Consider the following 13,166-nt stretch of genomic DNA (forward strand, 5'->3'; position numbering starts at 1 on the left):
GTTCTAATATCTAGTATGTGATTATTTTAATTTAACATCAACTGTATCCATTTCAAATTCTTTGTATGTTTCCCCTGTTGATTTATTGCTCAATACAACGAAAAGTTTCATTGTTAACTCACTAGCAGAGGGATGTAGCTTTTCTAGCACAGAGCTCCAGTTAGTCTCCCAGGTAGAGGAACCATATCCAACTCCATCGGTAGTCGCATACTTATTCCCTAAGTCGTCTGTCACTTCCATAGAGACTATTACATGAAGTGGTATTGCTTTCAGCTCTTGAGAAACCGTATGCGAATAGTTAACTAAAAAAGAATTAGGAGCAATAGTAATTTTATCAACTGAAACGGTAACACCTTCCTTTGTGACCTGCTGTCCTACAGGGAGGACTTCAATAGCTTCTGTTTTATCCAATGAAAAAGCAAAGTTCCAATTACCTCTAGTGCTTTCTTCCGTTGTTAGGTTAGGGATGATAGATTTTATGTTCCACTCTACATTTATTGATTCGGCAGGCAAATCGATTGGTGTAGTTGCAATCCCGATGTATTTGTTCCCTTCTGTTCGAACAATTTTATGACTTCCGTTATTTTCGTTATTTTCAATACTAGGAACCGAAGCGATAAATAGTGATTCCCCCATATATTTATTAGTTTCAATTGTGTAGGTAACGGAAAGAGCATCTCCATCATACACGGCGTCGTCAACAGTTACTTTAATTCCATTACTTTCGATTGTTTGCTGGATACTATTTAGACTTTCTTCATATTCTAAATAAAAATTGTTGTTCGTAAAATCTTGGAAATACCGATAAATGCCACCAATCCAAGGTAGCTCTGTTGCATTGGCTGTAAAGGAAAGACCTACTAAAGCAGAAGTAGCTAATCCAGCAGCCATTGCTGATGCTAAAAGAGGCTTTTTCCACATTTTTGACTTAGATGGACTGATATTCGACAGAATAGATTGTTTTAGTTTAACTTTCTCAAATTCTGATACTTCCATTTCTTCAAACTCGTCCATATCCACTTCTATTTTATTGAAATGCTTATAGAGATTTTTCATATCAAATTCCCTCCCATTTTATAAAGCTGTAACTTTCCATTCAATTTTTTTCGAGCTCGGTAAATCCTGTTATCAATAGATGCCTTTGTTTTGCCAAGCTTTTTGGCGATGGCTTCTGTATCCTCGTCTAGAAAGAATCGAAGGATAAAGATTTGTTGATCAATCGGGTCGAGCTTATTAATTAAGCGTAAGAGCTCAGAGTGAGACTCTCTTCTTACATAGTCCTCCTCAGGAGTTGAAGAGGTTGCTAGCTCCATATAATCAGATGAGATTTCCAGATTGTTTGTGACCTTCCTGTAGTAATCTATTGCTTTAAATTTTGCTACAACACAGAGCCACTTGGGAAAGTCTGGAGCATCACCTTGAAAATCTTTAGCATGACTCCAGATGGATAGAAAAACGTCGTTGATACATTCCTCAATCATGCTTTCTTTGTTGAGTGGAGAAAGTATTTTATAAACAATCCCTTTCACAAGGGGTAAGTATTGATCAATAACATATTCAAGAGCATCCTCTTTACCTGATTGAAGACGTCGAACAAAATTACTAGAAGTTGTTTTCATGAGTTTTCTCCTTCGGTCTTTTGTAAAAGCTTTTACACTTTATATAACGAAGTAAGTTTGCGATTTTCTCAATTTTTAAATTTTATGTAATCTTTCTTCATATTTTAAAGGAAATAAATAAAAAAGGTAGAAATAATTGTAAAGAAAAAAGAGAGAGGGGTTTGCATTATCCGTAAACACATTGAGGAAGTTCTGATTTTCTTTTTAGTCTTCTTTACTATTTGGACTGTGAAAGAGCTATGGTTGGCCTCGTATTTAGATATATTAGCACCGCAAAATAAGGCATTTTTATCTGGACTAATTAAAACCGTTATTTGGGTTATACCTGTTTTTGTATTGGTTCGTCGAATAGAAAAGCAACCGGTACTTTCCTTTCTGGGGCTTCGAGATGACGTTAGGAGAGGCTTTAAATGGGCTTTTATCATTATTGGCATTATGGGTGCATATTTTTATTTGGTCCACATTGTAATGATGAATAAGGATATTCATGTGAGCTTAAGCCTTCATACATTGTTAAATACCGTGATTTTAGCAGGGCTGTTAGAGGAAATTGTTTTTAGAGGATATATTTTAAACAAATGGATCAATGGGCTATCCTCCCATACAACTGATAAGTCTGATAGCTTTTGGTCTGCTAATATGTATACATCTATCTTTTTCGTGCTCATTCACTTTCCTATTTGGCTGCGTACAGGACAAATGGTGTTTCCGAGTGTGATAGGAAGTATGGCAAATATATTCTTGCTTAGTCTTTTATTTGGCTATTTGTATAAGAAAACAAACTCACTTTGGACAGTCATTATTATCCATGCGGCCTATAACTTATTTGTAGTGATGTTTAGCTAAATAAAAAAATTCCGTCTGTTGAGGACGGAACCATTCTCTACTATTAGATAGATACGCCAGTTTTTCTAGCTACAGTAATTCTACCGTTATCAGTAGTAAGGTGAACTTTATTTTGTCCTTCTCCAAAAACTGTTCTAGAGTTATTTTCGCCAAAAACATCTATTTTGCCCAAGTCAGTTTTCGTGTGGATGGAAACGTTTTGTGGTGCTCTTTCTGTTTCCACTTGGATACTCCCATTATCCGTTTCTAAATCAATCATGCAATCTAGGGAAGAGGTAAGAAGAATGATTCTGCCGTTGTCAGTTTTCCCTTTAATTTTTCCATTTACATATTCCATTATTATACGACCATTATCGGTTTCCGCCTCTACGTCTGCAGCATCAATATTACGGAGCTCAATACGACCATTGTCCGTTAGAGCAGTCAGCCTTTCCGTTTCGACCTTGTCTATTTCGATTCGACCATTATCTGTTTCTGCTTTTAGTGTAGTTGTAGCAAGCTCTTTTAAATTTACGGCACCATTTTCGGAAATTACTTGAACGTCTTTTCCTAGAAGCTTTTCTGCTCGTATTCTACCGTTATCGCTTTTCAGAACAATAGATTGATAAAGCTTTTTAGGAAGAGCAACATTTACCTTTAGCTCTTTGATCATAAAGATAAAGGAGAAGAAGCCAAGCTTTTTCATCTTTAATCGAACATGTAATGTATCGTGAATTACTTCCGCAGTCAGCACCATCTTATCATTTTCTCCGACAAGCTCTATATATGTTTCATCGTTAGAGGAAGGGTACACATTTAAAGCTCCATGATCGATATCCATACTCACATGGGAAAAATTTGCGTGTGGAATATGAATAAGCTGATTATTTGATTGGGCTCTACTAGGCACTGGTACATAGTTCTCTAATAAGTCTTTAGCGATATCCTGTGGAGAGCCTAGAGATGCTGCAATTTCACTATCGGTTTTCCCATCCTCACGACCGCTTATGAAATATTCTCTAATATCAGCTAAAATATCATCTCTTTCTTCAGAAGACATTTGATTTAACTCGTTTTCTAATTCACGTATAAATTGCTGTTCAGTCATTCTTTACACCCTCTTCAATTAGATTGTTCACACCATCCGTGAAGCTCTTCCATTCCCTTAATTGCTCGTGTAAATAAGTACGTCCTAAATCTGTTAACTTATAATATTTTCTCGGTGGCCCCTCAGAAGACTCTTGCAAGTAGGTGGTAAAATACCCTTCCTTTGTTAGTCTTCTAAGAAGTGGATAGACAGAACCCTCGGAGATAGCTATCTGATCTGATATCTTCTGAACGAGCTCATATCCATATCGGTCTTGTTTATCTAATAAAACAAGCACACAAAGATTGAGAACCCCTTTTTTAAATTGTATATTCATATTGCTTTCACTCCCTTCGCTACTATTCAATAAATAGTACCGTAAAAATAATATATCACAAGGTATTATACATTGCAAGGTACTATAAAAAACTTTATATTGTTATTTGCCGTTTGCGATATAATAAATTTTAAAAAAGGTGGAAAATGAATGTTTAGCTGGAAAGGCGCAGCCGGAATATGTGTGAATGATAAAAAAGAAGTTCTAATGGTGCTTCAAGGAGCACCTGGAGAAGAGAGAAAGTGGACAGTGCCATCAGGTACATTAGAGGAAGGTGAAACATTTGAAGGTTGCTGTGAGAGGGAGTTTTTTGAAGAGACTGGCTACAAAGTAAAAGCTAGAAAACGTTGCCATGTCAAAAATAGTTACCTAAATGACTATGGAATATCCGTTTACGTAGAGTACTTTCTTGTAGATATTATAGAAGGGAACGTTTCTTTGCAGGATCCTGATGAGCTTATCCATGAAATAAGCTGGAAGACACTAGAGGAAATAAAAGAATTACCTCTTGCTTATATCGATGATGTAGAAATTATGGAACAAATAATGGAGAGGACATCCATCAAGTAACTACGATGGATGCCTCTTTTACAATATCCGTCTAGCTTGTATACACGAGGATAGCATCTCGTAAAAATTCTGCGGCTCCGTTACCGGCTCTTGAATCATAATAGTTAGTGAAGCGTTCATCGGTTACATACATATGTGCTACTCCTACATGTGCTTCTTTTGAGTAGCTGTTCCAATAGAAGCTGATCCATTCCTTGTGAAGAGCAGCAGCTTTTTGTCCTGCCTCACAAGCCGGATCTCCTGCTTCTATGGCTGTTTTTAGCTGTTTAATAATAGCCTCTTCTAGTTTTGTTATCTCTTCGTATTGTTCCTTGCTCATATTTTTTAACTTAGCATTGGAAGCATTTACTTCTTGGTCACTATACTTTTCTCTTATTTCTTCCCCGTACTGCTTTTCATTTTCTTCAATAAGCTTCTCTTTGAACCCTTCAAATTTTTCTTTATCACTCATTGGAATTCCCCTTTCTACCTTTAATATAGTTCTCTCTACATTGTTTATAAGCTTGTCAATTTGCGCTCTCTTCTCCAGGAGTCTCTGATGATGCTCTTTCAGTGCAACAGTACTGTCAAAGTCCGTAGAATCCAGTATATTTTTTATAGAATCCAGACTAACACCTAGCTCTCGGTAAAAAAGTATCTGTTGAAGTCTGTTTACTTCTTTGCTCCCATATATTCGATAGCCAGACGTAGTAAAGTAAGCAGGCTTCAATAAGTCAATTTCATCATAATAACGTAATGTTCTCGTGCTCACTCCTGCTATTTCCCCTAGCTTCTGAATGGTATATTCCATGTCTCCACCTCCACATAAGCATACTTTAAACGTTTCCGTTGCGTTAAGGTCAAGTGTTTTAATTAAATATTAAAAAATTCTTGGAAAAAATTTTGAATAAGCTTACTCTTATTAGAGAGACAGGTAAAGGAGAGGGAGAAATGACTACATTTGTATTTGTCAGACATGGCGTAACTGAATGGAACAAAATTGGTCGAGCGCAGGGGAAAATTGACGTTCCGTTAGATGAAGAAGGAATAGAAATGGCTAGGCTTGTTAGTGATAGACTAGAAAAAGAGAACTGGGATGTTATTTATACAAGCCCTCTAATCCGCGCAAAGCGTACAGCTGAAATTATTGCAGAAAATCAAAAGGAATTACCATTTATCATCGATGGAAGACTTGGAGAAATAGGTGGAGGTCTAGTAGAAGGAACTACGGAGGAAGAGAGAGTGGAGAGGTGGGGAGTTGATTGGAGAAGCTTAGACATGGGTTTCGAGTCAGCGGAAGACATTATCTCACGTGGGCTAGGCTTTATTGAGGACGTGAAAAAAGAATATCCAGATAAGCGTGTGTTGGTAGTAAGTCACGGAGGTTTCATTAGTCGATTACTAGGGGCTTTAATACCTGAAGAAGATTTTTCTAAGGATATTGGCAATACTTCTCTTACGATCGTGGAGATAAAGGAACAACAAAGCAAGTGCACCCTCTTTAATTGTATGAACCATTTGAAGCTAGAGAAAGTAGATTAAGCAAAGCAATCTGTAATACCTAATTATAATTTAAAGATAATATTTCTATATAATAGAAAAGTTTTTCATCTAAATATTTTATTGGGAACCGTTGTGTGGAGTGCAAGGGGCGGGAAAGTGAGAAAGTGCTTGTGATTTTATCATATAAAATCGTAAGTGCTTTTTTCGTCTAAAGATAAGAAAGTATATAAATAGTAATACCATAAACCCGCCTTGCCCCTCGGGGTCAAATGGGAGACGAATGTGGTGGTCAAGCGCCTCCTCGCCTTCCCCATTTGCTTGTCGGGGCAGAACAGGCGCTTACACTTTTCTTAAGGTTTTTGAATTTTTATTAGTGAATTTTCAGGAAATTGTCTATTTATAGTCATAGTGGCTATACTTGTAGAAATAGAATAAGTAATCAGAGTTGTTCGGGGGCCTTAAAAATGATTAAAAAAGTTGGATTGTTATTATTTATACTTCTAGCTTTAGGGGTCGCAGAGGTTTTTTTTACAATGCAGACAGAAGAACCTGAAAGGAATACAGTAATAGAAGATGAAAATCAAGAAGCTGAAATTCAATCATTAGTTTCTTTGCTCTTTGAAACTGCTGAAAAAGGACAAGTCGTAAATATCCCTTTTACAGTGAGAGAAACAGATATTCAACAGCTTTACGAGCAATGGGGAGAATCGGATAATAAAAGCAATCATTCATCGGATATTTATGAGACGTATGAGAAGAGAAATGCTACCATTGGTCATCGTTTAGGAACCATTTTTGATATTAGATCAGACGCTTCTTTTATACAGGACATTCGCTTGAATGATATAAAAAGCATAGGTGGGGAGCCTGATTACGTTAGAAGTTATAAAGATGAAAAAGTAGATCAAACTATTTTAGTTTACGATGTGGCGCAAAACTTTCAGCTTAAATGGATTCTACCTGTACCTACCCCTACGGAACCAAATCCGTTTGTTCATCATATTTCTGTCTACACGGATTTCAAAGAGGTCGGTGGAGAGGTTGATCCCTTGTCAGAAATGACGTTAGAAGAAAAGGTAGGACAAATGATTATCTCGGGGATAGAAGGAGATAGTTATTCAACGGAGATAGAGCAGCTTATTTCTCAGGAAAAAGTAGGAGGTATCATCTTCTTTAAGGAAAACTTACTTAATCCCCAACGCTCGGTGGCGCTTGTAAATGCGATTAAGGAACAAAGTAATTTAGAAAGATATCCTTTGTTTTTGAGTGTAGACCAAGAAGGAGGTAGAGTGACTAGACTTCCTGGTTTATTAAAGCAACCTACTAACTTGGAGATTGGCTTAAAGAATGATGAGGTACTCGCTTTTGGGATTGGTGCACTGCTTGCCAAGCAAGTAAAGGCTTTTGGTATGAATGTAGATTATGCTCCAGTTTTAGATGTGAATAATAATCCTGATAATCCTGTAATAGGTGATAGGGCTTTTGGTGACGATGTTCAAATAGTTAGCAGCCTTGGTGTCGAAACTATGCAAGGAATACAAAGTGAAAATATTATCTCCGTCATTAAACATTTTCCCGGTCATGGAGATACGGATGTAGATTCCCATATGGAATTACCAGTGATATATAAAACGATAGAAGATTTAGAACAAGTAGAGCTAATTCCTTTTGAAGATGCAATAACAAATGGAGCCGATGTTGTGATGGTTGCCCATATTTTGATGCCTAATATAGACAATCATTATCCAAGCTCCCTGTCAGAGGAAATAATTACTGGTATTCTGAGAAATAGGCTTGGCTTTGAAGGAGTAATTGTGACAGATGATATGACGATGGATGCCATTGAGGATAATTATGAAATGGGCGAGGCGGCGGTTCAGGCAATAATAGCTGGAAACGATATTTTATTGATTGCTCATGAATACAATAATATCCAAAGAGCGATAGAAGCAGTGATCCAAGCGGTAAAGGATGGAAAAATAACGGTAGAGCGCATTAATGAAAGTGTTGAACGGATTATAAGCTTAAAAGAGAAGTACAAGCTAAATAATGAGCTAATAGAAAACGTGGAAACAGCTACCCTAAACCAGTCTATCCAGCTTTTAAAAAACAAGTTAAATTAAACATAGTGCAAAAGTAATCACTATGTTTAATTTACTTCTTCTTTTAAATAAAGAAATAGTGAGCCGTTTGACTGGACTTGTGCATAATATACTTCTGTAGGTGACTGAACATGTTGTTTCCGTAGCTTCTTCATTAACCACTCCTCATCTAGGTAAAGGTCTTCTAGGTTTTTGTGTATTATATCTCCATTAAAAATAACTTCAGTTGGGATAAATTTCGGAGGAGTTGCATTTGCTTTTACATCTTGCTTTGTAGCACTCTGCTGTTCGGTTTTTTTGATTACACTCAATTGACCATTAGTTTCTAGTATAGCAAAATAGACATCCGCTAAAGCGAAGATAGACTGCTCTCGTAGTAACATTTGTAAATCATCCATGTTTAATCGAGCTTTTTTCAAGGCTTTTTCTGAAAGAATTCCATCTTTAATTAAAATAGTTGGTTTATCGTCAATCCATACTCTTATTTTTGGGGATTTTAAGGAAATATAACTCATAATGAGGGTGAGGAATGTCCACCACACAAGAGAAATTAATCCATCGACGAACGGCGTTTCCTTTTGGGAAGCTAGTTCAGCTGCTATAGAACCAACAGTTATACCAGTTATATAATGGAAGAAGGTCAATTGACTGACCTGCTTTTTCCCCATAATCCTTGCTAAAATAAGAAGAATGATAAAGGAAAGAGTAGTCCGGAGAATCATCTCCCAAAAATTCATTTCTCCATTAAAAATCTCCATTGGAATGACCCCTTTTTGTTCGCTCTCAGGTCTATTATTCCCAAATTCACTAGGTCTATGTAAGATTTTTTATGATAATAGTTTGAAGTGGGCTATAATGGTGCGTTTGTACTTGTTCCACTAGGGCAAAGAGGAGTTGCATTGTTTTTGATTGTTGCTGCCATAGGGATTATCTTGCTTTCTAGGATATCAACTTGGTATAAAAAACAACTGATTTTAAATGCTGCTAATACGAAGAAAAAATCATTAAATCCTCTTTTCTAAGACTTACGAAAAAGCAGTTGGGAATGGCACTAGGGTTATTAATGGCTGTCATTTTTGTGCGATCTTTCTATGTGACCAACGTCATTGGGGTTTTTAGTACGATGATTGTTATGTCTTACTTACCTATTCTAAGTGTTGTTGCATTTTGGCTTCCGAAGGATCGTTGCACAAAGCTCTGTCTGAAAATGTATCCATCTAATTATTTTATATCGAAGTGGCTCGTATAAGTCGAGAAACTAGGTTTAAAAACCAAGAAAGCACTTACGATTCTTGTCGAGATTTAGAATCATAAGTGCTTCATTTGTTTTGCTACTGATGTAAAGACAGAGTGATTATTGTCCGTTTAGCTTACATTCCACAGGTATTTGGGATGGGTCTGTAACTAAATTATCCTGTATATGAACCTGGTGCATTTTATTATTGTACATGAATTTGAATATCCCATTATCGAAATCCGTGCCGATTTCTTTAAAGAAAATCCCTTCTTGGCATATGTTTTTGGAACAAGTAAAGGAAACTTTAAAAGTATCCCCTTCTGAGACAAGATAAGCTCTTACTCCTTTTTCAAACATCCCATCTTCTTCGTCTTTTACTACACGCTCTACTGATACCACGTGGAAGTCAACGAAAGGAATTTCTTTTAGTAGTACATTCATAAAGGAACCTTTTGTGATTTCTTCCCATCTACTTTGAGCAGTTTGTCCGATGATTATCTGTGTGATATTTAACTGATGTGCAACTTCTTTTATTACCTTTGGAGAAGGGCGTTTTTCATTGTCTTTTATGATAAAATCCTCAATTTCTAACTCTTCCGCCAAAGACTTCCATTGCTCAATGTATCTAGATTTTTCAGCATCGAATGCATCGTATGGTAGAGGGTCCACTGTAAGAATATATAAAGGGCAATCCAACATGCTTGCCATCTTATGCCCTCTTCTAATTAATCTTTCTCCATTGGGACCATAGTATACACATACCAGTATACTTTCATCCATCCTACCCTTTGCGTGTTTCACGATCCTTTACACCTCATTTATCTTATTTTCTTCTATAGTAATGGTTCATTTATTGCATGCGTATGCTACACAAGTGCGGTGTATAGTAATTTAGTGTATACTTAATGTAGTATATTCATTCGTTTAACACGGTTAGACGTAAGTATAACCTATAAAGTTACGTTTATAGTGGCGAACATAAACACCCCATGTCTATATAACCCCATATGGAATCCTATTATGCAACTACTCAATGGGATAGTCAAGTCCCCAATATAAAATCACATAAAAACGTTTACAGATAGGAGGTAGCCCCTTGTTTGCAATCTTATTTCCATTCATAATAGCAGCTTTTGTCCCTTTGCTCTATAGATGGCTGAAAAACTTACATATTGGCTGGGTAGTGCTTTTAGTACCTTTTAGTCTATTCATCTATTTTTCAAGCTTTATTCCCTCGGTTGCTAAGGGTAAAACATTTACTAACACCTACAATTGGATTTCCACTTATAACATCGATTTCACCACTTATTTAGATGGGCTAAGTCTTATTCTGGGTCTCTTGATTACTGGAGTAGGTACTTTAGTCATTTTATATTCAATATTTTATCTTTCTAAAAAAGAGGCGCTCCATCAATTTTATTGCTACTTACTTATCTTTATGGGAGCCATGCTAGGAGTAGTGTTATCAGATAACCTAGTAGTCCTTTATGTTTTTTGGGAACTTACCAGTGTTTCATCTTTTCTGCTTATTGCATTCTGGAGTCATCGTAATGCTTCTAGACAAGGTGCAAAGAAAGCGATGCTTATTACGGTAAGTGGTGGAATCGCTATGTTAATCGGTTTTATCATGCTCCATTCCATGACTGGCTCCCTTAGTATCCGACAAATTCTTTCAGATGGGTTAGAGCTAACGGAGGAAACCCTATTTATACCGGCAATGATTTTAATTCTGCTCGGCGCATTTACGAAATCTGCTCAATTCCCATTTCATATATGGCTTCCAGACGCCATGGAAGCCCCTACTCCTGTAAGTGCCTATCTACACTCTGCAACGATGGTCAAGGCGGGAATTTATCTTGTGGCTCGTATGACCCCAATCTTTGGAGTAGATCAAGTATGGTTCTGGACGGTTAGTAGTGTGGGAATGGTAACTTTATTCTGGGGATCCTTCAATGCAGTAAAACAGACAGACTTGAAAGCATTGTTAGCATTTTCAACTATTAGTCAACTCGGCTTGATTATGAGTTTGCTAGGTTTAGGGTCTGTTGCTTTGCAGTATGGCTATTCGGAAGAGACAGTCATCTTTACTCAAGCAACCTTTGCTGCGTTATTCCACCTTATTAATCATTCTACCTTCAAAGGAGCCTTGTTCATGGTAGTGGGTATATTAGACCACGAGCTAGGTACAAGGGATATTAGAAGGTTAGGTGGCTTAATGACATTTATGCCGGCTACATTTACAGTTGCCACTATCGGCAGTCTTTCTATGGCTGGGTTACCACCTTTCAACGGATTCTTGAGTAAGGAAATGTTCTTTACTGCAACTCTAAAAATTATGGAGGCCGATGTGTTTTCACTCCAGAGCTTAGGGGTAATTTTCCCTGTTGTTGCTTGGGTAGGCAGTGTCTTTACCTTTGTGTATTGTATGATTTTTATATATAAAACCTTTCTTGGAAGACCTCAGCCAGAAAAGCTTGATAAGCCTATACATGAAGCACCGATTGGTATGCTTGTTTCTCCTATCATTCTAGGAGCTCTGGTTGTAGGAATATTCTTTTTCCCGAACTTGCTAGGACAATATATTTTAAAGCCAGCGATGGCAAGTGTCTATCCAAGCTTTGGAGACCCGGGAAAGCTAACTCCAAATATAAAGGCGTGGCATGGCTTTCTTCCCGAGCTTTGGATGACTGTTGGAGTGGTCGTTATAGGGTTTCTCCTCTTTAGAACGATTAAGGCATGGAGACCTATTTATGGACTTTTCTCCCCGAAATATTCTTTTAATTCATACTATACTCGTTTTCTAGAATGGTCAGAGGAGATAGCCGGAAAAGTTACTAGACTTTATATGACGGGTTTTCTGAGAGATTATCTAGCTTATTTATATGCCTTTTTTATAGTTGCTGTTGGAGGATTTTTGTTTGTTTTAGGTGCGTTTTCCTTTAATCCTTCCACCAATGCTACGTTTAGACTTTTTGAAGTAATCCTCGTGTTAGTAATGGCGGTAGCAAGCATAGCGATGTTATTTGCAAAATCAAGGATAACGGCAACCTTATTAAATGGGGTGTTGGGCTATTCCGTAGCTATTTTCTTTGTAGTGTTTCGAGCACCAGATTTAGCTCTTACTCAGCTTGTTATAGAGTCAGTAACAACAGCATTGTTTTTACTTGCGTTTTCTCATCTCCCTGAATGGACGCCCGAGAAAGTGTCAAATAGAACGAAGTGGACTAATGCCATCATTTCTATCTTAACAGGGACAGTTGTAACCTTAGTTGGTCTAGCAGTCTTGAACTATCAGCATTTCCCAACTATCTCCGGGTACTTTGAGGATTCTTATAATCTGACTGGTGGAAAGAATATTGTGAATGCTATTCTGGGTGATTTCCGCGCCTTTGATACGATGTTAGAAGTGGTTGTACTATTTATAGCTGGTCTAGGAGTTTACTCGATGATTAAGCTAAGGACAAAAAAGGAGGATACGGACATTGAAAATTAACGATGTAATCCTTCGTACGGCAACAAAGATTGTTGTATTTATAGTTTTTACGTTTGGGGTGTATTTATTTTTCTCGGGTCACAATAGTCCGGGAGGAGGATTTATAGGCGGTCTGGTACTTGCGTCAGCATTCGTTCTTCTCTATTTATCGAATGGTATAGAAAGGGTTCAGAAGAGTTTGCCTTTGGATTACAAGCTTGTTGCTGCCATCGGAGTCCTGCTGGCCACAGGAACCGGATTTGGGTCTTTATTCTTTGGGGAGCCTTTTATCTCCCAGACCTTTGCTTATTTTGATCTTCCGTTGCTAGGAAAGAGGGAATTGACGACAGTTACTATATTTGAAGCTGGGGTTGCTTTAGCTGTCATTGGAGTTGTCGTTACGATTATCTTAAGTATAAGTGAGGATGAGTAGAC

At 37.3% G+C, this 13,166-nt stretch carries 14 protein-coding genes; 7 read left to right on the forward strand and 7 right to left on the reverse strand.

Going from position 1 to position 13,166, the window contains the following annotated elements; translation table 11 throughout:
* Positions 1-21 precede the first annotated feature (21 nt).
* Positions 22-1,056: a DUF4179 domain-containing protein gene (locus tag AC1ECF_RS10235; RefSeq protein WP_480389316.1), complete on the reverse strand. Its 1,035-nt coding sequence runs from the start codon at positions 1,054-1,056 to the stop codon at positions 22-24.
* Positions 1,053-1,619, reverse strand: a complete 567-nt coding sequence (locus tag AC1ECF_RS10240; RefSeq protein WP_480389317.1) for a sigma-70 family RNA polymerase sigma factor — start codon at positions 1,617-1,619, stop codon at positions 1,053-1,055. Before AC1ECF_RS10240 ends, AC1ECF_RS10235 begins: the two co-directional genes overlap by 4 nt.
* 243 nt (positions 1,620-1,862) lie before the next feature.
* On the opposite strand from AC1ECF_RS10240, the gene AC1ECF_RS10245 reads away from it, so the two are divergent.
* Positions 1,863-2,465, forward strand: a complete 603-nt coding sequence (locus tag AC1ECF_RS10245; protein ID WP_480389318.1) for a CPBP family intramembrane glutamic endopeptidase — start codon at positions 1,863-1,865, stop codon at positions 2,463-2,465.
* Positions 2,466-2,508: 43 nt separating this feature from the next.
* Here the strand turns inward: AC1ECF_RS10245 and AC1ECF_RS10250 are convergent, their stop codons facing one another.
* Both AC1ECF_RS10250 and AC1ECF_RS10255 read right to left on the reverse strand, forming a co-directional pair.
* Positions 2,509-3,552 (reverse strand): DUF4097 family beta strand repeat-containing protein, encoded by a 1,044-nt coding sequence (locus AC1ECF_RS10250; protein WP_480389319.1) that lies wholly within the window; start codon positions 3,550-3,552, stop codon positions 2,509-2,511.
* Complete coding sequence (locus AC1ECF_RS10255) at positions 3,545-3,868, reverse strand: PadR family transcriptional regulator (protein WP_480389320.1); 324 nt, start codon at positions 3,866-3,868, stop codon at positions 3,545-3,547. Before AC1ECF_RS10255 ends, AC1ECF_RS10250 begins: the two co-directional genes overlap by 8 nt.
* A gap of 150 nt (positions 3,869-4,018) precedes the next feature.
* Between AC1ECF_RS10255 and AC1ECF_RS10260 the strand changes: the two genes are divergently transcribed.
* On the forward strand, positions 4,019-4,438 hold the full coding sequence (locus AC1ECF_RS10260; protein WP_480389321.1) for an NUDIX hydrolase: 420 nt from the start codon (positions 4,019-4,021) through the stop codon (positions 4,436-4,438).
* 31 nt (positions 4,439-4,469) lie between these two features.
* On the opposite strand, the gene AC1ECF_RS10265 is transcribed toward AC1ECF_RS10260, so the two are convergent.
* Entirely contained in the window at positions 4,470-5,228 is a 759-nt protein-coding gene (locus AC1ECF_RS10265) for a MerR family transcriptional regulator (protein ID WP_480389322.1), read from the reverse strand.
* A gap of 140 nt (positions 5,229-5,368) precedes the next feature.
* On the opposite strand from AC1ECF_RS10265, the gene AC1ECF_RS10270 reads away from it, so the two are divergent.
* Positions 5,369-5,959 (forward strand): histidine phosphatase family protein, encoded by a 591-nt coding sequence (locus tag AC1ECF_RS10270; RefSeq protein ID WP_480389323.1) that lies wholly within the window; start codon positions 5,369-5,371, stop codon positions 5,957-5,959.
* A gap of 425 nt (positions 5,960-6,384) precedes the next feature.
* A complete protein-coding gene (gene nagZ, locus AC1ECF_RS10275) occupies positions 6,385-8,043 on the forward strand; it encodes a beta-N-acetylhexosaminidase (RefSeq protein WP_480389324.1) in 1,659 nt (552 codons plus the stop codon).
* 26 nt (positions 8,044-8,069) lie between these two features.
* Here nagZ and AC1ECF_RS10280 read toward each other — a convergent pair whose 3' ends face one another.
* A complete protein-coding gene (locus tag AC1ECF_RS10280; RefSeq protein ID WP_480389325.1) occupies positions 8,070-8,780 on the reverse strand; it encodes a DUF421 domain-containing protein in 711 nt (236 codons plus the stop codon).
* Between the two features lie 287 nt (positions 8,781-9,067).
* Between AC1ECF_RS10280 and AC1ECF_RS10285 the strand changes: the two genes are divergently transcribed.
* Positions 9,068-9,271: a hypothetical protein gene (locus AC1ECF_RS10285; RefSeq protein ID WP_480389326.1), complete on the forward strand. Its 204-nt coding sequence runs from the start codon at positions 9,068-9,070 to the stop codon at positions 9,269-9,271.
* 105 nt (positions 9,272-9,376) lie between these two features.
* Here AC1ECF_RS10285 and AC1ECF_RS10290 read toward each other — a convergent pair whose 3' ends face one another.
* Entirely contained in the window at positions 9,377-10,060 is a 684-nt protein-coding gene (locus AC1ECF_RS10290; RefSeq protein WP_480389327.1) for a histidine kinase, read from the reverse strand.
* Between the two features lie 295 nt (positions 10,061-10,355).
* On the opposite strand from AC1ECF_RS10290, the gene AC1ECF_RS10295 reads away from it, so the two are divergent.
* Both AC1ECF_RS10295 and AC1ECF_RS10300 read left to right on the forward strand, forming a co-directional pair.
* A complete protein-coding gene (locus tag AC1ECF_RS10295) occupies positions 10,356-12,752 on the forward strand; it encodes a Na+/H+ antiporter subunit A (protein WP_480389328.1) in 2,397 nt (798 codons plus the stop codon).
* The gene (locus AC1ECF_RS10300) at positions 12,742-13,164 is read left to right on the forward strand and encodes a Na(+)/H(+) antiporter subunit B (protein ID WP_480389329.1); all 423 of its coding nucleotides are present in this window, start codon (positions 12,742-12,744) and stop codon (positions 13,162-13,164) included. Before AC1ECF_RS10295 ends, AC1ECF_RS10300 begins: the two co-directional genes overlap by 11 nt.
* Positions 13,165-13,166 lie beyond the last annotated feature (2 nt).

The sequence above is a fragment of the Psychrobacillus sp. Z3-81 genome (assembly GCF_056620325.1).

Excerpts from the sequence above, each read along its gene's own strand:
- AC1ECF_RS10265 (WP_480389322.1), bottom strand. The coding sequence starts at position 5,228 with ATGGAATATACCATTCAGAAGCTAGGGGAAATAGCAGGAGTGAGCACG.
- AC1ECF_RS10260 (WP_480389321.1), top strand. The coding sequence starts at position 4,019 with ATGTTTAGCTGGAAAGGCGCAGCCGGAATATGTGTGAATGATAAAAAA.
- AC1ECF_RS10280 (WP_480389325.1), bottom strand. The coding sequence starts at position 8,780 with ATGGAGATTTTTAATGGAGAAATGAATTTTTGGGAGATGATTCTCCGG.
- AC1ECF_RS10285 (WP_480389326.1), top strand. The coding sequence starts at position 9,068 with ATGGCACTAGGGTTATTAATGGCTGTCATTTTTGTGCGATCTTTCTAT.
- AC1ECF_RS10255 (WP_480389320.1), bottom strand. The coding sequence starts at position 3,868 with ATGAATATACAATTTAAAAAAGGGGTTCTCAATCTTTGTGTGCTTGTT.
- nagZ (WP_480389324.1), top strand. The coding sequence starts at position 6,385 with ATGATTAAAAAAGTTGGATTGTTATTATTTATACTTCTAGCTTTAGGG.
- AC1ECF_RS10250 (WP_480389319.1), bottom strand. The coding sequence starts at position 3,552 with ATGACTGAACAGCAATTTATACGTGAATTAGAAAACGAGTTAAATCAA.
- AC1ECF_RS10235 (WP_480389316.1), bottom strand. The coding sequence starts at position 1,056 with ATGAAAAATCTCTATAAGCATTTCAATAAAATAGAAGTGGATATGGAC.
- AC1ECF_RS10240 (WP_480389317.1), bottom strand. The coding sequence starts at position 1,619 with ATGAAAACAACTTCTAGTAATTTTGTTCGACGTCTTCAATCAGGTAAA.
- AC1ECF_RS10270 (WP_480389323.1), top strand. The coding sequence starts at position 5,369 with ATGACTACATTTGTATTTGTCAGACATGGCGTAACTGAATGGAACAAA.